We start from the raw sequence: 25,483 nt of genomic DNA on the forward strand, positions 1-25,483 counted from the left end.
ATCTAGTAAGTAGTAAGTAGCAAATCATTCGCAGTATATTTTAGGGATATCGCGCCAACGCGTAGTGTACTGCGGCGACAAAAAATCACGGTTCATGTGCCACCGGTCATTTAATTTACTACTTGCAAGGCTTAGCATTCCTTTTCCGTATCGATTGTTAATTGTGTCTAAGCATTGCATAAGTTTTGGATTATCAGGGCTTTTATTAAATAAGTCATTTTGCTGAAACTGTTCTGATATTAGCTCTACCGCACCCACACCACATTTATAAAACCGTATACCGGGTTGGTAAATCTTATTAAATACCTCAGATACAGCATTAGCCATCACGCAGGTGTCGTTAGTGGGTGAGGGGAACTTATACACAAAAGACTTTTTATAATATCTATTTTCGTGCGCGCCACTGGCTGCAAAAATATAAAGCTGGTGAGTGAGCGAGTGTTGCGCTCTTAATTTATTAGCCACTGTGGTTACATGGTTAATTAGCGCTGTTTTAAGTGCTGTTGGCTCACATATGCGCTCTCCAAAACTACGGGTTGAATAAATCTCCCGCTTATCTTGTCGTACATCATCCCAGTTTAAACATGTTATCCCGTTAAGCTCGCTTACTGTGCGTTCAACAACCACACTAAATGCACGGCGCATTGCTCTAGGGTTTTGCTGAGCAAGATCCCAGGCGGTGTGTATATTCATTATTTTAAGTTTTTTAGCTAGCCGGCGGCCTATCCCCCACACATCTTCGCAGCTCATTCTTTGTAAAATAGCTTGGCGAGTTTGTTCGCTATTTATTACTGCAACACCATTAAAACCACTGAGCTTTTTAGCGGCATGGTTAGCGGCTTTTGCTAAAGTAGGGGTCGGGCCAAAACCTACACCTACAGGAAGCTTTGTTTCGCGCCATACTGTGCGCCTTATTGTATGACCGTATTCATGCCAGTCTTTAATTAATGATGTGTAGCCATCAAAGTGCAAAAACGATTCATCAATACTGTATATGTGCTGTGTATCGCAAAAGCGAGCGATGATATTCATCATTTTGTCGCTTAAATCAGCATAAAGCTCGTAATTACTAGAGCGAATAACAACGTTGTTTTGTTCAAGTAAATGCTTAACTTTAAAGTACGGGCCAAATTTAGGAATATTTAAGCGCCGAGCAATAGGGCAAATAGCGCATACACAGCCATCGTTATTGGTAAGTACAACCACGGGTTTGGATCGAATAGCAGGGTCAAATACTTTTTCGGCGCTGGCATAAAACGACACAGCATCAACTAAGGCATACATTTTAGTAACTCTGGGCTTTGCCTGTGCATTCTTATTGATAGCGTTACTACGCCTTCGAGCTGAAACTCGTCTGCAGAGGTGAGTTGTACAGGCTTATGTAAAGAAGAAGCTGAAAGCAGCCGCGCATTGGTTTTATCAAGCAGCTTGCATACAAAAAGACCATTTAAGTTAGCAACAATAACGTCACCATTCTCTGCAGGCTCTGCACGGTCAATAACTAATAAGTCCCCTTCAAAAATTCCGACTTCTTGCATAGAGTTACCCGATGCTAGGCCAATAAAGGTAGCATTTGGGTGCTTTATTAAAAGCTCATCAAGGGTTACACCTAGCTCGGTGTACTGCGCTGCGGGCGATTCAAAACCACACACGCCTGCTTCTATATAAATGGGAATGACAAACATAACACAACCTAAAACGCATATACTGTATAAGTGTACAGTATATGCGTTTTGTGTAAGTTATGCCAAGAAATGTATAACCGATCAATCCATATTTTTGATCATTTGCTGTGCGATATCTAAAAAGTCTTTGATTTTCTGAGGGTTTAAGTTTTTACACATTTGATTATTTATTTTCTGCTCTGAGGCTAATAACTTATCAAAAAGAACTTTACCTTGCTCTGTGAGCGACAAAATAAAGCAGCGCTTATCGTGCTCACTTGCCTGTTTATTTATTAAATTTAAGCCAATAAGATCTTTAATTAAACGTGCTATTTGCGCTTTGTCGCGCTGCGTTTTAGTAACAATATCGTTAGCCGTACAGTTATTTACGTTCGCAATAATATGTATGCAGCGTACGTGCATAGCATTAATACCAAGTTCGCCTGCGTTAATTGCTTCACGAATTGTGACGCGGTAATTTTGCATCAATTCAAATAGCGTATTTGATAAAGGTGTATTCATAAAACTCTCAATGTAGTTGACAAAGTCAATCAATTTGTTATAGTTGATTTTATCAACCAATGGGGCGTTGTGCAATGTCTGCTTTTATAGCAGACAATTATTATACCAATCTGCTTATATATGGGGTCTATTTAATTTGTTAAATTGATCAAAGATTATGCAAGTTGGTATTAAAGTCCAAGTTTTGTAAAACGAGGTAATGCATGGGTAAACAAATTCGCAAAGCTAACATATTAAGTACGCAGCAAATCACACCACACCTACAACGCATTGTTGTAGGCTCTGATGATTTTAACGACTTAACCTCACAGCACATTGGTAACTATGTAAAAGTACTGATCCCAAAAAATGGTGAAGTAGATTTTAACTTAAAAACAGCGTGTATGCGATCTTACACAATAAGGCATGTAGATGCACAAACAGGCGCGTTAACACTTGATTTTGTTATAAATATGCACCAAGGTCCGGCAACTGACTGGGCTAAAATTGCAAAAGTAGGTGATGAGGTAGGTATTGCAGGCCCAGGCCCTAAAAAGCTAGATAATTATGGGCATTCGCATTATGTGTTGCTAGGGGATTTAACTTCGGTAAATGCAATAAAGGGGTATATACAGCAATTACCTTTATTTTCAAAAATTGATGCCTTTGTACATGTACCCACCGAAAAAGACATTATTGATTTAGAAACAAGCCGCGATGTTAATTGGCTTGTTACCGACAATGCTGACGAAGCGCTACTTAGCGCGCTTCAAAATTTGCACATTACAGCAGAGCCTCCTATTGTATTTATGGCATTGGAAGCTGGGCTTGTTCGTAAAGCAAAAGCACTGCTAACAGAGCAATTTAATATACCACGCGGTAATATTGTTTCCTCAGGGTATTGGAAAAAAGGCGTGGATTCAGAAGGCTATAAAAAGCTGCGCCAACGTGATGCACAGCTTGCTTGAATACCTTAGAGCAAAATAACATATACCTATTTTGCTCTAATACCACTGCGTAACTTGAATTGACCTAATAGCAGACCCATTTAAGTGTTTTATGCTAATGATGTAATACATTGTTAGCATGCATTTTTAGGAGCTGCTATTTTGTTAAATTCCATTCCTTTTTCGTTATTAGAACTTGCCCCCATGATCAAAGGGGACAGCGTAACTAACACTCTTCATAAAAGTACTAAATACGCTCAACGTGCAGATGAGCTTGGCTTTAACCGTTTTTGGCTTGCTGAGCATCATAATATGCCAGGTATAATTTGTGCGGCCACTTCAATTTTGGTTGGTCACATTGCAGGTAATACCAAAAAGATACGCGTTGGGTCGGGCGGTATTATGCTGCCTAACCACTCCCCATTAGTTGTTGCTGAACAATTTGGTACATTAGAGAGCTTATATCCAGGGCGAATAGATTTAGGGCTAGGGCGTGCCCCAGGTAGCGATCCTGTAACGAGTCGTGCATTAAACAACGATATGAGCCGCGCAGAAAATTTCCCAGGTGAGGTAACTGAACTGCAAACATTGTTAGGTCCTTACAATGGTACGAATCCTATACGTGCTATACCGGGGGAGGACACAAACGTTCCGATTTGGTTATTAGGCTCGAGTTTATTTAGCGCGCAACTAGCGGCGCAAAAAGGGTTACCGTATGTATTTGCAGGGCATTTTGCACCGCGCTTTGTGCACGATGCAATAGCGTTGTATAAGCGCGAATTTAAAGCATCAAGCGTACTTGATAAGCCATACGTAATGCTTGCACTGCCTTTAGTGGCTGCAGATACCGACGATGAAGCGCAATACTTGTCGACTACTTCTAAGCAACGTGTACTCGAACTTATACGCGGTAATGAGCTGTGGCTAAAACCACCTGTTGAAAGCATGGACGGGTTATGGAGCGAACAAGAGCGCGCTCATGTAGAGAACTTTTTAAGCCTAAGCGTAGTAGGCGGACATGTAAGTATTAAACACAAGTTAGAGATGATAGCTAAACAGCTAGAAGTTGATGAGTTTATATTTACGAATGATGTGTTTGATAGTGAAAAACGCCACCGTGCACTCGAAATTTTAATGGAAATAAAACACTAAAATATAGTTAGTTAAGCAAGCGTACACTCTGGGCTTGTTAATATACAGACATCATCAAAAGTTAAACTTTTTTAACTCATTTTATTAACTTTAAGTGATGTCTGTATTTGTTATTTAAATATTCAAAGTAAATTTGATTTCTATTTTTAGTACATATTTTGCTTTATATACCGTTCTGTTTTTTCAATTGAACTGATTTAAACAATCAATTTTAAGATATCACTTTTGTTTTTTATAATGTAGCTATTAAACCAGACATCATAAAATTAAAGGCAGGTACACCGTGAACTCTCTAAACACCGCAACAGCTAATTCAGTTAACAAAACAGCGCAGCCAAAAGTTGCTCTGATTGCTGAAGGTGGCGGGCAGCGAGGGATATTCACAGCTGGCGTACTTGATGCGTGGTTAGAGCAAAGCTATGACCCTTTTGATTTATTCATTGGTACTTCAGCGGGTTCACAAAACTTAACTAGCTACTTAGCGCGTCAAAAAGGCTACGCTAAACGCCTGATTAGAGGACTTTCGCGTAATAAGCGTTTTTTTCAGCTTGGTCGCGGATTAGTGGGTAAGCATATAGTTGATCTAGATTGGTACTTTGACAAAACCACTGAAGTAAACAGAGCTATAGATTTCAAAACAGCGAAAACTAGTTTAGGTGAGCGTGAACTACTTATAACAGCCACAAATGCACGAGACAGAAAAGCTTATTACTTATCGCCTACAGGTGATAGCGGTCAATGGCGTGATTTGTTAAAGGCTTCTAGCGCACTTCCGTTTTTATACAAACAAGGTGTAAAGTTAACACCTTGGTTAAACGCAAAAGCAGCGAATGAAACACATCTTGTTGAAGAACAAGCACAGAGCGATTTTTATCTAGACGGCGGTTTAGCCGCTCCACTCCCTGTGCGTGAGGCTTACAACCGAGGTGCTCGTAAAATTGTTGTAATAAGAACGGTTGACGCTAATTTTCAAGCGCAATCTGCATGGGTACAAAAGCTAAGAACATTTGCTATAGCATCAGGCTATTGTCCAAAAACATTGGACTACTTGATACAGCACGAAAAAGCGTATTTAGATGAGCTTGAGTTTATTGCAAATCCACCAAGTGATGTGGAAATAATACAAATTTTTGCAGACGAAAAACTGCATAGCAAATTATTAGGTAGTTCAAATAACGATTTACGTTTTGATCATAAATTAGGCTTAGCTGCAGGTCGATCTTATTTAGCGCAGCAAAGCCAATTTGAGATCAGCAATACGCATAATTACTCACAAAGCGAGTATCGTTACAATTAAGCCAATCGGATACCTAAATCATGAATAATACTGCGACTTAAAGTTGCAGTATTATTCATTTAAATGCCTTTTATTTAAATGACACCCACCCGAATTTGTACATTTATTAACCCCTAGATTCTAATTGGAAGTGCCTTGTGAATACTTAAAACATTATAAATGGGTGTCATTTAAGTATTCTTTTAAATATTAAAAATAACTTAAGTTGATGAAAGTAATATGCTTGTTTCACTATTTAAAATACCGTCAATTTCGCGTACTTGCCTTAGCACTCCATCAAACTCACTTAAATTTCCAGCTTGTAGTTCTGCAACTAAATCCCATGCACCATTGGTGGTGTGTAATTTTATAAGCTCGGGTATTCCGCGCATTGTTTTAATTACTTGTGAGGTAGATTTACCAACGACTTCTATCATCATAATTGCGCGCACAGCTTCTGTTTCTATGTGTTCGTGAACGCGTACAGTAAACCCTAATATTGCGCCTGAGCTAACTAATCTGTCTAACCTATTTTGAACTGTCCCGCGTGATACATTTAAAGAACCGGCTAAAGCTGAAACCGAAGCGCGGCCGTCTTTTCGTAATTCAGCTATTAAAGCGTTATCAAGGGAATCGTAAATATAAGGAGTCATAAATCAAACCTTTTAGAGCATGGCCTACTAAAATACACAATTTGTATATACCTGCATAGCAAAGTGATAAAAATTAATAAAATTTGTATAACTAATTGCCATATTAAATAGCATGCGGCCTCGCTAAACTTGTTTTAAATTAACTAATACATTTATTTAAGAGGTTTCAACATGAGTCATTTTATAGCACAGCCAAAACAAGGCGTTCCGTTTGTTAGCGTTCAGGCAATGGCTAAGCTTATAAATAGCTTAGGTATCGAAAACGTTTTGTTAGAGCTAACACATAAATTAGAAACCGACTTTGCCCGTTGGAAAGAGTTTGATAAATCACCTCGCTATGCAGCACACTCACCAGAGGGTGTAATAGAGCTAATGCCTGTGAGTGATGGCCAGATGTTCAGCTGTAAATATGTAAACGGTCACCCAAAAAACACCTTTCGAGAACTTCAAACAGTCGCTGCATTTGGTATTTTAGCCGATGTAGATAGTGGTTATCCGGTAATGATCAGCGAAATGTGCCTACTAACAGCGCTACGTACAGCGGCTACATCGGCGCTGGTGGCTAAGTATTTAGCACCAAAAAACTCAACAACACTTACATTAATTGGTAATGGGGCACAGTCTGAGTTTCAGGCACTGGCATTTAAAGCTGTATTGGGCATAACACATATTCGTTTATACGATATAGATGCAAACGCGTCTAAAAAAGCATTTACTAATTTAAATGCTTACGGGTTAAACGTAACTATTTGTAATAGCGCACAGGAAGCTGTGCAAGGTGCGCACGTTATTACAACCTGCACTGCCGATAAAACCAATGCTACAATTTTAACAAACGACATGATCCCACAAGGTGTGCACATTAATGCCATAGGTGGCGATTGCCCAGGTAAAACAGAGTTAGATGCTAAATTACTCGAGCGCGCTAATGTATTTGTAGAGTACGAGCCACAAACTCGAATAGAGGGCGAAATACAACAAATGAGTGAAAGCTTTGTTGTAACTGAGTTTCATAAAGTCGTTAATAAGCAATCGCTTGGCCGTACTAGCCAAGACGAATTAACTATTTTTGATGGTGTAGGCTTTGCGAGCGAAGACTTTACAGCGCTTGTATTTATACGCGATCAACTTATTAAAAGCGGTGAATTTACATTGCTCGATTTAATTACACAGCAAGCCGATCCGCGGAACTTGTTTTCGGTACTTAATACAGAGCAAACATCAGCACAAGAGCACGTAGCATGAGCCACGTAAATCAAGCTCCGAGTGCGGTTGTTATGGTACGTCCGCATCACTTTACGTCTAACCCACAAACAATGCTCGACAATGCATTTCAAAGTGAATGCTTAGCACCAAATCAAAGTGAACAAGCATATAGCGAAGTCACAAATGTAGTAAAATTATTAAAAAATGAAGGGGTAAAAGTTCACCTTTTTGAAGATGAGCAAACACAGACTCCCGACTCTGTGTTTCCAAATAATTGGTTTTCTACTCATCAAAGTGGGGAATTAATAATCTACCCAATGTTTGTAGAAAACAGAAGGTTAGAATATCGAAAAGATATTATTGATTTTTTAACGGATCACTATAAAGTGACGGTTGTGACTGATTATGCGTATTTAGCGAAAGAAAATTCATTCCTAGAAGGCACGGGCTCACTGGTTCTCGATCATCAATATAAACTGGCTTATGCAGCAAAATCTAAAAGAACAACTCAATCGGTTGTTAATACAGTTTGTAATTTGCTCGCATTAAAACCCGTTATATTTAATGCATATGATGAAAAAGGTACAGCGGTATATCACACTAATGTATTAATGTGCGTTGCAACTGAGTTTGTAATGGTTGGCTTAAACATGGTGCCAAGTGAGGAGCGTAAAGCGCTAGTTACTCATTTTTTACAAAGCCACCACGAAGTAATTGATTTATCACTCGATCAAATTAATAACTTTTGTGGCAATGCTATTGAGCTACAAGGTAAAAATGGTCGTATTTTAGCCTTATCGCAAACTGCGTTTAATGCACTTACACCGGCACAAATAACAGTTATACAAAAAACGGCTAAGCTTGTGCCATTACCAATACCTACTATTGAGTCGGCTGGTGGCTCAGTTAGGTGCATGATTGCAGGAGTTCATTTGCAAAATAAATAATGTATAGTTTTAAGGCAGCTTAGCTGCCTTATTTGCATTAAATTTTTAGTCGATGTCGTAAGCAAATGCCGTTATACCCAAAAAAGGGTATTAATATAAAAAATATAAGAAGGAATTAGCAATGTTCGATACCGTCGTCAAAAGCGTAAACAACCTTTTGTGGGGAGAAGGCCAGGTACTTATTTATATACTCTTGTTTACGGGGGTATGGTTTTCAGTACGACTAAAAGCAATTCAAATACTTAAATTTAAACATATGTTTAGCCTTTTAAAAGGCAGTAGCAAATGTAAAAAAGACGACATTTCATCATTTCAAGCGTTGTGTACAGGACTTTGTGCACGGGTAGGTACCGGTAATTTAGCCGGTGTGGCGGTTGCAATTTCACTTGGCGGCAGCGGCGCTATATTTTGGATGTGGGTAATAGCCATATTGGGTATGGCTACAGGCTTTGCCGAAAGTGTACTTGGGCAAGTATATAAAGTGCGCGATAGTGGCGGCGAGTTTAGAGGGGGCCCTGCGTATTATATTCAACAAGGTTTGGGTAGCCGGGCGTTTGCAATTGTGTTTGCTGCGTGTTTGTTTTTAGGTTACGGCTTTACGTTTAGCGCAATGCAAACGAACACAATTACCGACGCACTTAATTACGCGTTTGAAGTTCCTACATTTTATTCAGGCCTGGTTATTACCGTGCTAGCCGGCTCAATTATACTCGGTGGCTTTAAAGCAATTGCCCGGTTTGCAGAGCGTGTTGTGCCAATAATGGGCATTGTGTTTGTACTTGCTGCGGTAATTATTACGATTATAAATTTCACGCAAGTACCCGCCATGCTTAAAGATATATTTTTATCAGCGTTTGGTTTACAAGAAGCAGGCGCCGGTGCAATGGGCGCTGCCATTAAAAACGGTATTCAACGTGGTTTATATTCTAATGAGGCCGGTGCAGGTAGTGTGCCGCATGCTTCAGCAAGTGCCAGCCCAATACCTAATCACCCTGTAACGCAAGGTTACATACAAATGCTAGGCGTATTTTTCGATACAATAGTACTGTGTAGCTGTACCGCGGTGATCATTTTATTAGCCGATATAGACATAAGCGGTGAAATGGAAGGCATTCGTTTAACACAAAGCGCGATGACCGCTCATTTAGCACAAGGTGGTGTTTACTTTGTAGCAGCCGCTATAACCTTATTTGCTTTTACATCGGTAGTGGCAAACTACGCCTATGCAGAGAGCAACTTGCACTTATTTAAGCTCGACAACAAAGTAGGGCGCGGCATTTACACTTTGCTTTATTTATCAATGATGTTGTGGGGCGCATCGGCCACATTAAAAGAAGTCTGGGATTTAGCCGATATTGCCTTAGGGTTAATGACAGTGGTTAACGTTATCGCTATTATACTGTTAACGCCGACTATTTTGTCTGTTACGAGCGATTACCACGCACAAAGAGACAAAGGTTTAGAGCCCGAATTTAAAGTAAAAGATGTAAAAGTACAGGGTAAATGCGAAGACGGCATTTGGGACTAATTCAGCACACTTAACTATAAAAAGCGGTTTTATGGCAACATAAAGTCGCTTTTTGATTTGCATAAATATTCACTTTCAGTATTGTAAGAAAACTATAGCAACCAAAATAAAGGCACAATTTTTTAGATGATCGAGATTCACGCAGGGAAAACAGCGGCTAAAATTATTAACGAACAGGGCTTTAAACCTGAACTTTTTACCTCTTTTTTAGGTGCAAGTGGCGGTCCTAAATGGTTTACATTATTTGGCTTAGATAAATATATTTTTGGTGAATTTTTTAAAAGCCGTACCCAACCACTTAATTTAATTGGCTCATCTGCTGGCGCTTTTCGCTCTGCGTGTTTTGCACAAAACGATCCTGTTGCTGCGATTGAGCGCTTAGCAAAATCGTATTCGCAAACGCGATATTCAAGTAATAAACCTACACCAAGTGAAATCACAATAAAAGCGCGCGCATTACTTGAAGATGTTTTTGGCGATAACGGCGTAACCGAAATTATAAATAACCCAATATTTAAAGCGCACTTTATAGTAGCAAAATCGAATGGCTTTATTGCCAGCGAAAATAAACTTATACAACTTATGGGCTTGTCAAAAAGTTATATGTTAAACCGCGTTAACCGAAAATTATTAGGCTCACAGTATGAGCGCTTTATATTTTGCCCAGCAACAAGTGACTTATCAATTACCGACACCTACAATTTTAAAACGCAAAGCATAGCGCTTACTCAAAATAATTTAAAAGACGCGTTACTTGCATCGGGTTCAATACCACTTGTTATGCAAGGCATAAAAAATATTGAAGGCTCGCCGCAAGGAATATATCGCGATGGCGGAATAATTGATTACCACTTTGATTTAAAAATTAATAACCCAGGCTTAATTTTATATCCGCATTTTAATAGTGAGCCAAAAGCAGGGTGGTTCGATAAAAATTTAAAACGTAAAGTATCACCACTTAATTACGATAACGTGGTGATGATCACCCCATCAAAAGAATTTGTAGCAAGCTTACCGTACGGAAAAATCCCAGACAGAAACGACTTTACCGATCTTGATGCAGATACACGTATTAAATATTGGAATACTGTTTTTAGTGAGACGGAAAAGTTAGCCGAAGCGTTTGAAGAGATATTAATTCAAGCGAAGAAAATGACAATAATGGTATAAGAATAATATTATAGGGAAGTTAAAATATGAATTTATATTCGAAACGACAAAAGCAATTTAGAGAAGAAATAAACGACGTTTATAGTTACGAAAATATACCAAATAAATTGTTAGTTCAAATTATTCATATTTGGAATCGAGTCTTAGGTAATCAAAATAATTATGAACAATATGGATCCCAAGTTCCTGGATGCTATAAATATATTTATGATATCTTATGTGAAGAATATGGAGTATTTGATTTATTTCCTAATATACAGCGAAGCAGTGGAATTCATTATTATCATGAATTATGTAAATATTTACTGGCATTAGATGATGAAGAAAAAATAATAGATATCATTGAATTAACTTTTACACTTATAGACACGATAACAAGAGAAAATACTTACTTAGGAAAAACTGATCCAAGTAAAGAAGCTGATGAAGCTATAGTACTTTTAAATTCAAGATTTAAGGAAAATGGAATTGGCTTCCAGTTTATTGATGGGCATATAATAAAAGTAGATTCTGAATTTTTACATACAAATACAATAAAGCCAGTTTTAAAGTTATTGAATGATAAAAACTACGGCGGTGCTCAAGATGAATTTTTAAAAGCATATGAACACTATAGACATAATGAAAATAAAGAAGCTCTAAACAACTGTTTAAAATCTTTAGAGAGTACAATGAAAACAATATGTGATAAACATAGTTGGGACTATGGGAAATCGCCGAATGCTAGTCACTTGATTAATATATGCTTCAAAAATAATTTAATACCTGAGTTTTGGCAGCAACAATTTACCTCATTAAGAAGTACACTAGAAAGTGGTGTACCAACAGGTAGGAACAAATTAAGTGGGCATGGTCAAGGAGAAGAAATAATAAAAGTTCCAGAATATATAGTTTCGTACATGCTAAATCTGACTGGAGCTGCCATTATACTCTTAATAAACTCAGAAAAAGAACTAGCTAATAGATAAATATGGTTTCATCAAACAAAATGAGTGACAACCCATAAATTACGTTATGTTAAATTACATGGGTTTTAATAAAGCGAGCGTGATTATACAAACCAGCCCGCTTTTAGGAGAGTAATTTGGTGGTTAATTAAGCTCTGAATCAACCCAAAACTTAGTACCTTTTAATACAGCTTGTAGTGCAAGGCCATTTTCGGTTACAGAATATACAGTCACTTGATCTGCAATCGCTTCGGCAACCAGTGCACCGCCTTTATCTTCGTATTTAGCTGCTGCATCAGCGTTTCCGCCAAAAGCCCAACCATGTTCAATAAATCTATTTAATGCAGCTTGGTTATGAAAAACCATTACAACGTTAAAATCTTTTACACCTAAACCAAGCCCTAAACCGGCTTCACCCATATTCATGTAAGTCGATTTACCTGTAAGGTTATTTTTAACTACGCCGTAACCGCCACCAAAACTGGCTAAAACAACATTTACGTTCGCGTTATCAAAAACAGCGTAACCAGCCGAATTAGCAATTTGTTTTTTAACATCAGGTTTTTCAGCGTATAATTTATCTAATGTATTTGTTTTCATACTTTGTACAAGTGAACGTTTTTCGCTTGGTGATGCGCTACCTGTAGTAGCACACCCAGTTAACGCAACAGTTAAAGCAAGTATGCTTAGTATAATTAGTTTTTTCATAATGTTTTCCTTAATAAGATATAGCAACCAACAACCATAGAATAATCACGGTATTAAAATAATTAGAGCTTTACTATATCCAATACTAGACAGTATCGGACTTTAACGTTATTCTGTAAGTCTATTATTTAATTGAATATTTATACATTATGCTTGTTGCTTTGGTTGATACGTTAAAACAATTAAGATATCAAATTGCCCATCTAGATGACGGTACTCTCAATTCAGAATACCCAGAACTTGCATCCTTTATACAGGAAATTGGCTTGACTGTAACTGAATCAAAAGCTGATCTGACATTCTTGTATCAGTTTTTATATGTTTATGGCCGAAAGTCAGAAGCCACTTATAGTCGTTTTCGAAATGAGCTTGAACGCTTTTATTTATGGTCGTGGTTAATAGCAGAAAAATCAGTATTTGATTTAAAACGTGAAGATATTGAAGCTTACGTTGATTTTATGGTTGAACCCGATAAAGCATGGGCTGCAACTTCAGTGCAATGGCGTTATAAAGATGAACAAGGAATTCGTCGATTAAACCAAAATTGGCGCCCTTTTATGCTTAAAGAATCCATTGCTAGTCAGCAAACTTTATCGTCTATGTTTACTGCTCTAAATGTATTTTATAAGTTTGCCTTACTAGAAGAAAAAACATTCGCAAACTTTGTCCCTGTTGTTAAAAAAAATAGTCCGTACTTAGTTGTTCAATCACAAATTCAAATTCCAGACACATTAAGCGATATTCAATGGGAATACGTTTTTGGTGTAACGCGTGATTTATGCGAACATAACCCTGATTTAGAGCGAAACTTATTTACGCTTGCCTGCTTAAAAGGTCTTTATTTACGAATTTCAGAATTATCTGAGCGCCCACAATGGTCGCCGGTGATGTCTCATTTTTGGCAAGATAATGATGGCTTTTGGTTTTTACGTATAATGGGTAAAGGTAATAAATTACGAGATGTAACCTTAAGCGATGATTTTGTTGAATATTTAAAACGTTATAGACTATACAGAGGTTTACCTGCCCTTCCCCGTGTTGATGAATCAGATCCTTTGGTTCATAAAATTCGCGGGCAAGGTGGTATGACCGTAAGGCAAATTAGGCGTTTAGTTCAACAAAGTTTTGATTATGCACAGCAATCATTACTCGATGATGGTTTTAAAGATGATGCTGAACAACTTGGCGCTGCAACTGCGCATTGGCTTCGCCATACTGGTGCAACTCATGATGCGCAAACCAGACCGCTCAAACATTTATCAGAAGATTTAGGTCATTCTAAAATTGCGACTACCGATCAAATTTATATTCAAACAAATATTAAAGAGCGAGCAAAGTCAGGACTTAAAAGGAAAATTTAATGGAGTATTTAGTAATAGCATTCATAGGCGGATTATTTTTAATTTATTCTTTAACACTTCGCCAGTTAGAAAAAACAGAAGTAACAGGCCCAATGTTTTTTGTTGTTGGCGGAATATGTTTAGCTTCAATGCTACCCAACGAAGGGGATAAAATAAAAGAAGGCGTTGATCTTTTATTACCATTTATAGAGCTTACGCTAAGTATTTTTTTATTTTCTGATGCAGCTAAATCAAAGTTGAGTGTATTAAGGCATAGTTTTCAGTATCCTAGTTTACTGTTGTTTGTTGCCCTACCCTTAACTTTGTTACTTGGTATTGCTGTTGCTTTATTTTTCTTTGCTGAGCTTTCACTTATTCAAGCAGCGTTGCTCGCTATTATTTTAACACCTACCGATGCAGCTTTAAGTAAAGGGTTACTAGCAAGTACACAAGTGCCTGAAAAAATACGCGAAGGAATAAATACTGAAAGTGGTTTGAACGATGGACTATGCGTACCTATATTTTTAATATTTATATTACTCGCTAAAAATCCTGATTCAGCTATTACTGCAACACAAACATTAAGTGTGTTTGGCCGAGAGCTTGGCTTGGCTTTATTAATAGCCATTACGAGCATTGTTGTTTTTATACCGAGTTTAAACTTTGCAATGAAACGTCATTACTTTGCACAAAATACCAGTCCATTTTTATTACTCGGTTTTGCCATGGCTGTGTTTTCTGTCACTCAGTATTTTCATGGCAGTGGATTTATTGCGGTGTTTATTGCAGGTTTATTATTTGATAAATTTTCGACTGAAGAAGTAAGAACAGAATTAATTGAAGACTCAGAACACATCGCAGATTTCACATCGCTAATGATTTGGTGCTTGTTTGGGTTTGTTTGTGCTTACTTAGTTATTCCGAAATTAAATACCGAAATTATAATTTACGCTTTGTTAAGTACAACATTAATTAGAATAATTCCAGTTATGTTGTCTCTGCAGTTTACGGCATTGAATATTAAAGAGCGTTTTACATTTGCGTGGTTTGGACCAAGAGGTTTAGCATCGATTGTTTTTACATTGATGGTGATTGATACGCAAATAGAAAACAAATATCAAATAGCGACAATAGCAATGACGACTATTCTGTTTAGTGTATTTATACATGGTATTAGCACTAAACCTATTGCTGATAGTTTTGCTAAAAAGTAGTTTTTAAAACAGTTATTTAAATTAGATAATTAAAATAATAGATTTAAAAAAGGCATAACGATTACTTTCATTATTGATGAAGTTAATTGTTACGCCTTTTTTGCTTAAGAACTAATTTAATAAATCTATTTAAGTACTCTTATTTTATAAAGTTATTTAAGAACCTGTGCTAGTAATTCAATTGGGTGTTTTGGTTTAAATTGTTCAAAACGTTTAACTTGGCTACGACAAGAAAATCCCGTAGATAAAAGTTGCTCAGGTTTATTTTTATCTACAATTGGTTTCCAGCTCATTTCGTAAAGCGCACGTGAGTTATCTTGATTTTGTGCTTCATGGCCATAAGTTCCCGCCATTCCACAACAACCTGTATTTGTTGTTTTTAATGTTAAACCAATATCACTGAAAATTGTTTGCCAAACATTTGCCGCTTTTGGCAGTGCAGTTGTTTCAGTACAGTGACTCAGTAATGTAAATTCGGTATCTGTATTTTGCTTTGCGCGTAGTGATTTAAACGATTGTGTTTCTAACCACTCATATGCAAGTTGCACATTAAATTCACCACGGTTATTTTCTAAAATTGTATTATATTCATCGCGGTAACACATAACGAGTGACGCATCTAAACCGACTAACGGTGCATTAATATCATTTAATTTATTTAAAAACTCAGCTGCATTTTTAGCTGTAACTTTAAATTCATGCAAAAAGCCTTTTACGTGTTGCGGTTTACCATTTGGTTTAAAAGGTAATAGCATTGGTTTTTTGCCAAGTTGGGTTATTAAAGTAATAAAACTTTCTACTAGTTCGGCTTCGTAAAAGCTCGTAAATGGGTCTTGTACTATTAATACATATTCACTTTGTTGCTCTGCATTTAATTTATTTAATAAATCAAAATCAAATTTTTGTGTTTTAGTAATACGCTTTGAAAGTGCAGGAATACTTAACTGTGGTGTATCAACATAGCCAACTGTTTTTTTAATAACATTGCTTACTAATGATGTCTTAACAATTGGGTTTATAACTTTTGCAAACTTTGCCATTAATGGCGCGCTGCTTTCTATGTTACCAACAAGGTAATCTTTTAGCGGACGCGCATAATAACTATGATAATAATTTAAAAAGCGCGAACGAAAAGTAGGAACATCTACTTTAATAGGGCAAGCAGTTGTACATGCTTTACATGCTAAACATTCATCCATTGACGCTTTTACTTCGTGAGAAAAGTCGTAAATACCTTTTCGTTTTTCGCGGCTGTGAACGAAACGTTCCCACCAGGTGATTACTTCACCTTTGTTAAGCTGCTTTTCTACTTCGAGTAAATCTACATTTTTTGACTCTTGTAAACGAAGCCATTCGCGCATTAAACTTGCGCGTCCTTTTGGTGAATTACGACGATCGCCAGTTACTTTATACGATGGACACATAGGTGAATTTTCATCGTAATTAAAGCATATGCCATTACCATTACAGGTCATTGCATTGTTAAAACTGGTTTTAACTTCTATTGATATTTGCTTATCGAAGTGCGATCTCTTTTGTCCATCAACACTAACTAGTGAGTCTTCACTATCGATAGGGGTACATATTTTACCAGGGTTGATGCGGTTGTTAGGATCGAAAGCTGTTTTTATTTTACGAAGTTGCGTATATAAATGCTCACCAAAAAACTCAGGACTATATTCACTTCGGTAACCTTTACCGTGTTCGCCCCACATTAAACCGCCGTACTTAGCGGTTAGTTTTACTACCTGATCTGAAATAGTTCTAAGTAGTTTTTCTTGTTCTGGGTCGCACATATCAAGTGCTGGGCGTACGTGTAAAACGCCTGCATCAACATGGCCAAACATACCATATTGTAAATTATGGCTGTCGAGTAATGCTCTAAATTCGACAATATAATCTGCTAAATTTTCAGGGGGTACAGCGGTATCTTCTGCAAAGGCGAGCGGTTTTTGGCTACCTTTTACATTTCCTAATAAACCCACTGACTTTTTACGCATTGCGTAAATTTTTAGTATATCGCTTTTATCACTGGTTAACTGATAACCAATAACGCCATTAGTTTGATTTGCTACGCATTCATCTAGAAGCTTACAAAGTGTGTCTACTTTGTCTTTTATATCATCGTTTGATACTGCATTAAACTCGACCATGTTAAGGCCTTGCATATCTTTATTTGGTACGTCGGTTATTAAGTCCGATACTAAATTCCAAATGATGTCTTCACGCGCTAAGTTTAAAACTTTGCTATCTACGGTTTCTACCGATGTTGCGCGTGCATCAACTAAAAACGGTGAATGACGAAGTGCTGAGTCAAAACTATCATACTTAATATTAATAAGCGTTTTGAATTCGGCAATAGGCGTTAGGTTTAATTTAGCTTCAGTTACTATACCCAATGAGCCTTCTGAACCTGTTATTAGTCGGCTCATGTCAAAAGTAAGTAAGTCATCACTTAGCACATGCTCTAGGTCGTAGCCGGTTAAAAACCTATTTAACCGTGGAAACTTAGCTAAAATAGCTGCGCGTTCATTAACTGAAATATCTAAAACTGTTTTATATAAACTACCAATTAGAGAGTCTTGCTCGGCTATAATTTTTGCTTTGTCGATGTCTATTGGTGAAGTACACATAGGTGTACCATCGACTAAATAAGTTGTAAGCCCTAAAACATGATCGCTTGTTTTTCCGTAAACTAACGAACCTTGCCCAGAGGCGTCAGTACTTATCATGCCACCAATAGTTGCCCTGTTACTGGTAGATAAATCGGGCGAGAAGAAAAAACCATAAGGTTTTAAAAAGTCATTAAGTTGATCTTTTATTACGCCGGTTTGAACGCGTACCCAGCCTTCTTCTACATTTATTTCGAGGATTTCGCGCATATAGCGAGACAAATCTACAACAATACCTGGTGTTAACGATTGACCATTAGTACCTGTTCCGCCACCACGAGGGCCAAAAGTTAATGATAAAAATGGGTCGCGAGATGCAGTTTGCAGTGCGAGTTGAATATCTTTTTCATTTTTTGGAAAAATAACACCTTGGGGTATTTCCTGATATACACTGTTATCGGTTGAAGCAGTAATACGCGTTGCATAACTTGCATCGGTATCTCCACTAAAACCTTGGCTTGCAATGGTATTTAGGTAATTTGCGACAAGTTCTGTCGCGGCATCTTGCTGTGTAATTGTTGCTATCATGACGGCGATATTTTAGGGCATTTGACTAATTATATCATGGTGATGGCGAATAGAAATTGAAGATTTTACAGTTTGTAACACTCTTTTAGTCGATTTTAATGCAGCTTAAATTATACTCAAGTTAACGAGTAATGAGGTGTGTTATATGAAAAAATTACTATTACAGATCAGTGGCGTGCTATTTATTTTGCTAGGGCTATTTTTTGCGGTTGTACCAGGACCTTCACTTATATTTTTTATGGCGGGTTTATTGTGTTTTTCGTTTTACTACCCTAAAGCGCGACATTACTTATCACTTTGTCAAAAGGCGTTAACTAAATCATGCGCTTATTTAGATAAAAAATTAGCCCGTTAACTTACTTTTAATTGGATATAAAAAAATACCAGCAATACATTGCTGGCATTTTTTATAGCTTACCTATTTATTACTTTGCTAATTTTTTAGCTAGGTATAACCATGTTTCTATTACTGTGTCTGGATTGAGTGAAACAGAGTCAATGCCCTGCTCTACTAACCATGCTGCAAAGTCTTCGTGATCTGAAGGACCTTGACCACAAATACCTACGTACTTGCCTTTTTCTTTAGCTGTTTTAATTGCCATAGAAAGTAGTTTTTTAATTGCTGGGTTACGCTCATCAAATAAATGTGCGATTAAACCTGAATCACGATCAAGACCAAGCGTTAACTGTGTTAAATCGTTAGAGCCGATAGAAAAACCATCAAACATTTCTAAAAATTCATCAGCAAGTAATGCATTTGAAGGCAGCTCACACATCATGATTACTTTAAGACCATTTTCACCCCGTTTAAGGCCATGCTCTTCTAGTAATTCAATTACGCGTTTACCTTCTTCAAGGGTACGTACGAATGGGATCATGATTTCAATGTTTGCCATATCCATGTCGTTTCTTACGCGTTTTATAGCTTCACATTCTAATGCAAAACAATCGCGGAAGTCTTCAGAGATATAACGTGCGGCGCCACGAAAACCAATCATTGGGTTTTCTTCTTCTGGCTCGTATTGCTGGCCGCCAACTAGGTTTGCGTATTCGTTTGATTTAAAATCAGACATACGCACAATTACACGCTCCGGTGCAAAAGCACAACCAAGCGTTGAAATACCTTCAACCAGTTTTGTTATGTAAAACTCTACCGGTGATTCGTAACCGGCAATCATGTCAGTAATTTCTGCTTTTAATGCATCGGTTTGCGCATCAAAATTTAATAACGCTTTAGGGTGAACGCCAATCATACGGTTGATAATAAATTCAACTCGCGCAAGGCCAACACCTGCATGCGGTAAGCGTGCAAAGTCAAAGGCGCGATCGGGGTTACCCACGTTCATCATTACCTTCATTGGTAGTTCTGGCATTTTATCAACGCGTGACGTTAGTATTTCAAAATCTAAAATACCTTCGTAAATAAAGCCGGTATCGCCTTCGGCGCACGATACTGTTACTTCTTGTCCCGCTTTAATTAAATCAGTTGCATTACCACAACCAACAACTGCTGGAATACCAAGTTCGCGTGCAATTATTGCCGCGTGACACGTACGGCCACCACGATTTGTAACAATCGCTGCTGCACGTTTCATGATTGGTTCCCAATCAGGGTCGGTCATATCGGTTACTAAAATGTCGCCTACTTGTACCTGGTCCATTTCTTTAATTGAATCAAGAACACGTACAACACCGCTACCAATTTTGTGACCAATTGCACGGCCTTCAACAAGTACATTACTTGTGCCATTTAATTGAAAACGTTCCATTACGTTTGAGTCTTCGTTTGAGCGGACAGTTTCTGGACGTGCTTGAACTATATATAGTTTGCCGTCGTTTCCGTCTTTTGCCCATTCGATGTCCATGGGACGACCGTAATGTTTTTCAATGATTACAGCTTGTTTGGCAAGATCTTGCACTTCTTCATCTGTAATCGAAAATTTATTAGAAAGCTCAGGGTCAACATCAACGATGTCTACTTGCTTACCATGTGCTTTATCTTCTGAGTAAATCATTTGTATGGCTTTAGAACCAATATTACGACGTACTACTGAAGGTTTGTTTTTAAGGAGTGTTGGTTTATGAACATAAAATTCATCAGGGTTAACCGCGCCCTGTACAACCATTTCACCTAAGCCGTAGCTTGATGTAATAAATACAACGTCTTCAAAACCAGACTCTGTATCAATACTAAACATTACGCCAGATGCTGATTTATCTGAACGTACCATGCGCTGTATACCTGCTGATAACGCTACACCACGGTGATCGTAACCTTGGTGAACACGATATGAGATTGCGCGGTCATTAAATAATGAAGCAAATACGTGTTTAATAGCGACCATGACTGAATCGATACCGACAACGTTAAGGAAAGTTTCTTGTTGGCCTGCGAATGATGCATCTGGCATATCTTCAGCGGTAGCTGATGAACGTACTGCAAATGAAACATCTGCTGCAGTATCGCCATGGAGTTGGCTATATGCGTCGCGAATGGCTTGATCTAGGTTTGGTTGGAATGGTGTGTCGATTATCCATTGGCGGATATCGGCACCGACTTTAGCGAGTGTATTTACATCATCAACATCAAGTGTATCTAGGATGTCATGAATTTTGGCGGTGAGTCCTGATTGATCTAGAAACTCATTAAAAGCATCTGCGGTAGTTGCAAAACCACCCGGTACTTGTACACCAGCGTTTGCGAGGTTTGAAATCATTTCGCCAAGTGACGCGTTTTTACCGCCAACTCGAGGAACATCTTGCATACCAAGCTCTTGATACCAGAGAACGTATTCTTGCACGGATCTTTCTCCAAAAAAAACAAATTGTAGGTCTAACTGTGAGAGTTAAGAAAGAAAACCTTTTATAAAGGTCGTCATCATTCTACACTGGCAACAGTCCTCACGTAAACCGTGGGAAACCCATTTTAGGGATTTAAACGCAATAAAAAGGTTAATTATGAGAACTGCTTTTTATATATCAGATGGAACAGCAATTACTTCAGAGGTATTTGGGCATGCGACTTTGTCGTTGTTTCCTATCGATTTTAATCATAAAACAATTCCATTTGTAGAAACTGAAGAAAAAGCGCACGAAATTAAAGCTTTAATTAATGCAACCGCTGCAAAAACAGGTGAAAAGCCTTTCGTGTTTTTTACTTTTGTAAATCACAATTTAAGTGAAATTATAAAATCGGCTGATGCAGTTACGTATGATTTTTTAACTACGTATAGCGAAAAAATAGAAAAAGAGCTCAATGTAGCCCCTGTTCCAAAAATGCATCGTACGCATTCTATCCACGAAAAAAGTTATGATTTTAGAATTGATGCGGTTAACTATGCTCTTATGAATGATGATGGTGGAAATATTAAAAACTTTTCCGAAGCAGACATCATTTTAATTGGCGTTAGCAGAAGTGGTAAAACACCGACAAGCTTATACTTAGCACTGCAGTACGGCATTAAAGCGGCTAACTACCCTATTACAGAAGAAGATTTAGATAATGAAGGTTTGCCTAAATGTTTAGTCCCTTATAAACATAAGTTATTTGGACTGACGATTGACCCTGAGAGGCTTGCGGCTATAAGGCATCGACGTATGGCTAACTCTAAGTATGCTTCAATTAAACAGTGCCGTATTGAGGTGCGCGAAGTAGAAATGTTGTATAAGCGTCACAAAATAGCTTACTTTAATTCTACGCATCATTCTGTTGAAGAGATTTCTGCAAAAATACTGATAGAAACAGACTTGGAGCGACGTAAGTACTGACTTACTCATCAAATTTGAAATAAAAAAACCGCAACTAAGCGGTTTTTTTTGTATCAATAAATATTATTTACGTGCGTCTTTTAGTAAATCAGCTACTAAAAAGCCTAACTCTAATACTTGGTCGGCGTTAAGGCGTGGATCACACTGTGTTTTGTAACGCTGTGCTAAGTCATCGTCAGATAAACCGTAAGCACCGCCTGTACATTCTGTTACGTGCTGACCTGTCATTTCTAGGTGAACACCACCTGCGTATGAACCTTCAGCTTTGTGTACAGCGAAGAATTGACTGATCTCGCGCATGATATTATCGAAGTTACGCGTTTTGTAACCTGAAGTCGCTTTTTCAGTATTACCGTGCATTGGATCAGAACTCCAAATTACTTTACGGCCTTCTTGTTGAACTCTTCGTACTAGTGCTGGGAGTTTTTCTGGCAGTACGTCTGCACCCATACGTGTAATTAGCGTTAAACGACCAGGAATGTTATCTGGGTTTAATGCGTCAATTAAACGAATTAGGTCGTCTGGGTCCATACCTGGGCCAACTTTAACACCAATTGGGTTTTTAATGCCTTTAAAGAACTCAATATGTGCGTGGTCTAGTTGGCGTGTACGTTCACCAATCCAAACAAAGTGAGCAGAACAATCGTACCAATCACCCGATAAATGGTCGCGACGTGTTAGTGCCTCTTCGTAACCAAGTAGTAAAGCTTCGTGAGAAGTGTATAAATCGGTTTCTTTTAAGCTTGGCGCAATTGTAGAGTTAATTCCGCACACTTCCATAAACTCTAGTGCGTCTTGAATTTTATCTGCAAGTTGTTGGTATTTTTCTTTAAGTGGATTTGCAGCAACAAAGCCCATGTTCCAGCGGTTAACCTGATGAAGATCGGCTAGGCCACCTTGTGCAAATGCACGTAATAAGTTTAACGTAGCAGCACTATGATGGTATGCAGTCATTAAACGTTGTGGGTCTGGAATGCGCGCTTCTTCTGTAAACTCAATATTATTAATGATGTCGCCACGGTAAGATGGTAAAGACACGCCATTAATTGTTTCTAAGTCTGCTGAACGAGGTTTAGCGTATTGACCAGCCATACGCGCTATTTTAACTACAGGGCATTTACCGCCATAAGTTAATACAACAGCCATTTGTAAAATTGTTTTGAATGTATCGCGAATATTAGCGGCATTAAAATCGCTAAACGACTCGGCACAGTCACCACCTTGAAGTAAAAATGCACGACCTTCGCACACGTCTTCAAGTTGTTTGAATAGGCTTCGTGTTTCTTCTGCAAAAACTAGAGGCGGAGCCGTTTTTAATTGGCCTTCAACTGATTTAAGTATTTCTTGATCTGGGTACTGTGGCTGCTGCAGTATTGGCAGCTCTCTCCAGCTATTTGGGTTCCACGATGACATAATTTTTCCTCATTCCTACATTACCTGATAAGAAGAAATTAACGTATGCAGACCCCTATGTTCAAGGACTAAATTCACTATTTTCCAATTATTTAGTTATGAGTTAAGTATAAAAGTAATTTTACTTAACTCAGGTGGTTATATAACAATCACTTTAGTTTTATTTCAAATAAACTAAAGTGATTAAAAACATACAATTAGAGTTAATTAGTTTCAATTTTAACACATTGAGAATAAATAAAGCACAAGGGTATATTATATGTATTTTACTTAAGAACACATCATACTTAAATTGCATCAAATGTAATCTTAACTTTACGCGCTAAATTAATTATTAACTAACAGGGACTATGTGCAGGCCTAAATATATGATATGGGATTTTGTGTTGCTCATTTATATGTACTTTAAGCCTAGTAGAATAGCGCTGTTGATTATTCTGATGCCAGAATATACTTACAACTGACCCAAGGTAATCTGCTGATTTACCACTCACCTTCCCACCCTGCCACCCTGCCGCCAACGTTATGTAGCCAGTTGTGATAACTAAAAACTTAACTGCCAGTGATGCCTTAAATGGCTCTCATGCAACAAAAATCATGTATGACATTCTACGCTTTTGGATGATAAACCCATAGTTAAAACACGTTATAATATTAATCACTAATTAGAGAAACAACCAAAACCAACCTATTATTTAGAACTTAACCGCACCATTTTCATTTTACATCCCTCATTTATTACACTACATGGGCAATTAAGCTCTAAGCGGACTAACTCTTTAAGCAATAAACCAGTATTAAATTACAGGAATAAGTAGAACCATTCACTCCAGAAAGAACACATCATACACTATATGCTTTTAATGGTATCTGAACACCGAGTATTATTTTATTAAATATTTACTCAATGCAAAGTGCATGCAATAATATGGAGTTAGTAAGATGTGTTCTTTGAGGTGTGCCGTGGTTACTAAAGTGCAAATTAGGAGTCAGTTTGATTTAATGAACGAATTAACTTTAAGGTTAATTGAGGAATTAAACGAATGTGAGTTTTCCAGAGCAGAGTACTATCAGTTACCTGATGTAAGTAATTTAGATGAAAATAAGGTTCCTGAGTCCATACTTGTCTCTAAAATAACTGGAGCGCCGGCTCAAAAGGCAATTTTAAACTCCTTTTCTGACATTTATAAAAAATCGGGCTTAAGCAGTCGCGTGTTAAAAAGGCACCCTGGTTTACTTGTTATTAAAAATGCAGATAAACAAGCTTTAAATAATCGTATAGCACAAGTTAACAAAGCTAAAGCTAGTTTCAAAGAGTGTATATTGGCAATTGATAATAACGATGCCCGATTTGAGGCTGTTCATAATGCAATACCAAATTTAATAACACTTGCTGCTTATCGTAAGATTCACAGTGAGAGTGAATCACCATTTTCTGTTAGGTTCACTTGGATGCACAAGCACGCAACTAAAACGTTGACTAAAAAAATGGCCCTCGAAATGCTCGACAAATCGGCCAGTTATCGAAATCCAAGAATGATAGATCAGCAAAAATGGCAATCACTTGTAGCTCAAGAACAATTACGGGTTGCTAGTTTAGGTGAAAAGGAAAAATTAAGAATTCGTCGCCCTACTCGTGTAAGCCCTCAAGTTAATGTGAGATACACAGCACAAAACCGCTATCATGTGAGCGCCGCATTACCATTTATTCTGATTAATCCAGAACCAGACGTTAAACTAGGTATCTTACCTGATTATAAAAAACCCGAAGCTCATCCTCGAAAACGTGAGTATGATTTTTTAGTTGATAGGCTATATTTAGAACAAGTTGACCGATAGCTATTATGTT

General features: G+C 37.7%; 21 protein-coding genes. 13 read left to right on the top strand and 8 right to left on the bottom strand.

The window, feature by feature from the left end; translation table 11 throughout:
* Positions 1-24: 24 nt before the first annotated feature.
* The 3 genes from H5117_RS05420 to H5117_RS05430 form a co-directional block, all read right to left on the bottom strand.
* Complete coding sequence (locus H5117_RS05420; RefSeq protein ID WP_024598178.1) at positions 25-1,284, bottom strand: Y-family DNA polymerase; 1,260 nt, start codon at positions 1,282-1,284, stop codon at positions 25-27.
* A complete protein-coding gene (locus H5117_RS05425) occupies positions 1,272-1,685 on the bottom strand; it encodes a S24 family peptidase (RefSeq protein WP_004334808.1) in 414 nt (137 codons plus the stop codon). Before H5117_RS05425 ends, H5117_RS05420 begins: the two co-directional genes overlap by 13 nt.
* Before the next feature lie 81 nt (positions 1,686-1,766).
* Positions 1,767-2,186: a MarR family winged helix-turn-helix transcriptional regulator gene (locus H5117_RS05430; RefSeq protein WP_182712376.1), complete on the bottom strand. Its 420-nt coding sequence runs from the start codon at positions 2,184-2,186 to the stop codon at positions 1,767-1,769.
* A gap of 203 nt (positions 2,187-2,389) precedes the next feature.
* Here H5117_RS05430 and H5117_RS05435 point away from each other — a divergent pair, with 203 nt between their 5' ends.
* From H5117_RS05435 to H5117_RS05445, 3 genes are all read left to right on the top strand, one after another.
* The gene (locus tag H5117_RS05435; RefSeq protein WP_182672349.1) at positions 2,390-3,133 is read left to right on the top strand and encodes a siderophore-interacting protein; all 744 of its coding nucleotides are present in this window, start codon (positions 2,390-2,392) and stop codon (positions 3,131-3,133) included.
* Positions 3,134-3,274: 141 nt separating this feature from the next.
* Complete coding sequence (locus tag H5117_RS05440) at positions 3,275-4,264, top strand: LLM class flavin-dependent oxidoreductase (protein ID WP_182736489.1); 990 nt, start codon at positions 3,275-3,277, stop codon at positions 4,262-4,264.
* 283 nt (positions 4,265-4,547) lie between these two features.
* Positions 4,548-5,561 carry a patatin family protein gene (locus H5117_RS05445; RefSeq protein WP_024609084.1) on the top strand — a complete coding sequence of 338 codons (1,014 nt, stop codon included), beginning with the start codon at positions 4,548-4,550 and terminating at the stop codon, positions 5,559-5,561.
* A 200-nt stretch (positions 5,562-5,761) separates the two neighbouring features.
* On the opposite strand, the gene H5117_RS05450 is transcribed toward H5117_RS05445, so the two are convergent.
* Entirely contained in the window at positions 5,762-6,193 is a 432-nt protein-coding gene (locus H5117_RS05450; protein ID WP_182694871.1) for an Lrp/AsnC family transcriptional regulator, read from the bottom strand.
* A gap of 171 nt (positions 6,194-6,364) precedes the next feature.
* On the opposite strand from H5117_RS05450, the gene H5117_RS05455 reads away from it, so the two are divergent.
* The 5 genes from H5117_RS05455 to H5117_RS05475 all read left to right on the top strand — a co-directional run bounded on the left by H5117_RS05455 (position 6,365) and on the right by H5117_RS05475 (position 12,012).
* The gene (locus H5117_RS05455; protein ID WP_182736491.1) at positions 6,365-7,438 is read left to right on the top strand and encodes an ornithine cyclodeaminase; all 1,074 of its coding nucleotides are present in this window, start codon (positions 6,365-6,367) and stop codon (positions 7,436-7,438) included.
* On the top strand, positions 7,435-8,346 hold the full coding sequence (ctlX, locus tag H5117_RS05460; RefSeq protein WP_182736493.1) for a citrulline utilization hydrolase CtlX: 912 nt from the start codon (positions 7,435-7,437) through the stop codon (positions 8,344-8,346). Before H5117_RS05455 ends, ctlX begins: the two co-directional genes overlap by 4 nt.
* A gap of 121 nt (positions 8,347-8,467) precedes the next feature.
* A complete protein-coding gene (locus tag H5117_RS05465) occupies positions 8,468-9,874 on the top strand; it encodes a sodium:alanine symporter family protein (RefSeq protein WP_007377576.1) in 1,407 nt (468 codons plus the stop codon).
* Positions 9,875-10,000: 126 nt separating this feature from the next.
* Positions 10,001-11,044 carry a patatin-like phospholipase family protein gene (locus tag H5117_RS05470; RefSeq protein ID WP_182736497.1) on the top strand — a complete coding sequence of 348 codons (1,044 nt, stop codon included), beginning with the start codon at positions 10,001-10,003 and terminating at the stop codon, positions 11,042-11,044.
* Between the two features lie 26 nt (positions 11,045-11,070).
* Positions 11,071-12,012 carry an STM4504/CBY_0614 family protein gene (locus H5117_RS05475; RefSeq protein WP_182736501.1) on the top strand — a complete coding sequence of 314 codons (942 nt, stop codon included), beginning with the start codon at positions 11,071-11,073 and terminating at the stop codon, positions 12,010-12,012.
* A 123-nt stretch (positions 12,013-12,135) separates the two neighbouring features.
* Here the strand turns inward: H5117_RS05475 and H5117_RS05480 are convergent, their stop codons facing one another.
* Positions 12,136-12,699, bottom strand: coding sequence for a YSC84-related protein (locus H5117_RS05480; RefSeq protein WP_024596516.1), 564 nt, complete (start codon positions 12,697-12,699; stop codon positions 12,136-12,138).
* A gap of 149 nt (positions 12,700-12,848) precedes the next feature.
* On the opposite strand from H5117_RS05480, the gene H5117_RS05485 reads away from it, so the two are divergent.
* Positions 12,849-14,060: a tyrosine-type recombinase/integrase gene (locus H5117_RS05485; RefSeq protein WP_007583195.1), complete on the top strand. Its 1,212-nt coding sequence runs from the start codon at positions 12,849-12,851 to the stop codon at positions 14,058-14,060.
* Entirely contained in the window at positions 14,060-15,253 is a 1,194-nt protein-coding gene (locus H5117_RS05490; RefSeq protein WP_182736512.1) for a sodium:proton antiporter, read from the top strand. The genes H5117_RS05485 and H5117_RS05490 overlap by 1 nt, the downstream gene beginning before the upstream one ends.
* A gap of 152 nt (positions 15,254-15,405) precedes the next feature.
* Here the strand turns inward: H5117_RS05490 and H5117_RS05495 are convergent, their stop codons facing one another.
* Complete coding sequence (locus tag H5117_RS05495) at positions 15,406-18,453, bottom strand: FAD-binding and (Fe-S)-binding domain-containing protein (protein ID WP_182736525.1); 3,048 nt, start codon at positions 18,451-18,453, stop codon at positions 15,406-15,408.
* A 145-nt stretch (positions 18,454-18,598) separates the two neighbouring features.
* Between H5117_RS05495 and H5117_RS05500 the strand changes: the two genes are divergently transcribed.
* The gene (locus H5117_RS05500) at positions 18,599-18,808 is read left to right on the top strand and encodes a PGPGW domain-containing protein (RefSeq protein ID WP_024596520.1); all 210 of its coding nucleotides are present in this window, start codon (positions 18,599-18,601) and stop codon (positions 18,806-18,808) included.
* Positions 18,809-18,878: 70 nt separating this feature from the next.
* Here H5117_RS05500 and ppsA read toward each other — a convergent pair whose 3' ends face one another.
* Complete coding sequence (gene ppsA / locus H5117_RS05505) at positions 18,879-21,254, bottom strand: phosphoenolpyruvate synthase (protein WP_007378803.1); 2,376 nt, start codon at positions 21,252-21,254, stop codon at positions 18,879-18,881.
* A 157-nt stretch (positions 21,255-21,411) separates the two neighbouring features.
* On the opposite strand from ppsA, the gene H5117_RS05510 reads away from it, so the two are divergent.
* Positions 21,412-22,221: a pyruvate, water dikinase regulatory protein gene (locus H5117_RS05510; protein WP_007583184.1), complete on the top strand. Its 810-nt coding sequence runs from the start codon at positions 21,412-21,414 to the stop codon at positions 22,219-22,221.
* 63 nt (positions 22,222-22,284) lie between these two features.
* On the opposite strand, the gene H5117_RS05515 is transcribed toward H5117_RS05510, so the two are convergent.
* Positions 22,285-23,634 carry a class II 3-deoxy-7-phosphoheptulonate synthase gene (locus H5117_RS05515; protein ID WP_024596521.1) on the bottom strand — a complete coding sequence of 450 codons (1,350 nt, stop codon included), beginning with the start codon at positions 23,632-23,634 and terminating at the stop codon, positions 22,285-22,287.
* A gap of 963 nt (positions 23,635-24,597) precedes the next feature.
* On the opposite strand from H5117_RS05515, the gene H5117_RS05520 reads away from it, so the two are divergent.
* A complete protein-coding gene (locus H5117_RS05520) occupies positions 24,598-25,473 on the top strand; it encodes a DNA replication terminus site-binding protein (RefSeq protein WP_165723776.1) in 876 nt (291 codons plus the stop codon).
* The last annotated feature ends 10 nt before the right edge of the window (positions 25,474-25,483 follow it).

This window comes from Pseudoalteromonas sp. SG45-1 (assembly GCF_014164135.1).
In the GTDB taxonomy this organism is placed as follows: Bacteria; Pseudomonadota; Gammaproteobacteria; order Enterobacterales; family Alteromonadaceae; genus Pseudoalteromonas; species Pseudoalteromonas distincta.

Bases quoted from the DNA above. Each gene is read 5' to 3' on its own strand.
- H5117_RS05420 (WP_024598178.1), bottom strand. From the start codon at position 1,284: ATGTATGCCTTAGTTGATGCTGTGTCGTTTTATGCCAGCGCCGAAAAA.
- H5117_RS05425 (WP_004334808.1), bottom strand. From the start codon at position 1,685: ATGTTTGTCATTCCCATTTATATAGAAGCAGGCGTGTGTGGTTTTGAA.
- H5117_RS05430 (WP_182712376.1), bottom strand. From the start codon at position 2,186: ATGAATACACCTTTATCAAATACGCTATTTGAATTGATGCAAAATTAC.
- H5117_RS05435 (WP_182672349.1), top strand. From the start codon at position 2,390: ATGGGTAAACAAATTCGCAAAGCTAACATATTAAGTACGCAGCAAATC.
- H5117_RS05450 (WP_182694871.1), bottom strand. From the start codon at position 6,193: ATGACTCCTTATATTTACGATTCCCTTGATAACGCTTTAATAGCTGAA.
- H5117_RS05455 (WP_182736491.1), top strand. From the start codon at position 6,365: ATGAGTCATTTTATAGCACAGCCAAAACAAGGCGTTCCGTTTGTTAGC.
- ctlX (WP_182736493.1), top strand. From the start codon at position 7,435: ATGAGCCACGTAAATCAAGCTCCGAGTGCGGTTGTTATGGTACGTCCG.
- H5117_RS05465 (WP_007377576.1), top strand. From the start codon at position 8,468: ATGTTCGATACCGTCGTCAAAAGCGTAAACAACCTTTTGTGGGGAGAA.
- H5117_RS05470 (WP_182736497.1), top strand. From the start codon at position 10,001: ATGATCGAGATTCACGCAGGGAAAACAGCGGCTAAAATTATTAACGAA.
- H5117_RS05475 (WP_182736501.1), top strand. From the start codon at position 11,071: ATGAATTTATATTCGAAACGACAAAAGCAATTTAGAGAAGAAATAAAC.
- H5117_RS05480 (WP_024596516.1), bottom strand. From the start codon at position 12,699: ATGAAAAAACTAATTATACTAAGCATACTTGCTTTAACTGTTGCGTTA.
- H5117_RS05485 (WP_007583195.1), top strand. From the start codon at position 12,849: ATGCTTGTTGCTTTGGTTGATACGTTAAAACAATTAAGATATCAAATT.
- H5117_RS05490 (WP_182736512.1), top strand. From the start codon at position 14,060: ATGGAGTATTTAGTAATAGCATTCATAGGCGGATTATTTTTAATTTAT.
- H5117_RS05495 (WP_182736525.1), bottom strand. From the start codon at position 18,453: ATGATAGCAACAATTACACAGCAAGATGCCGCGACAGAACTTGTCGCA.
- H5117_RS05500 (WP_024596520.1), top strand. From the start codon at position 18,599: ATGAAAAAATTACTATTACAGATCAGTGGCGTGCTATTTATTTTGCTA.
- H5117_RS05510 (WP_007583184.1), top strand. From the start codon at position 21,412: ATGAGAACTGCTTTTTATATATCAGATGGAACAGCAATTACTTCAGAG.
- H5117_RS05515 (WP_024596521.1), bottom strand. From the start codon at position 23,634: ATGTCATCGTGGAACCCAAATAGCTGGAGAGAGCTGCCAATACTGCAG.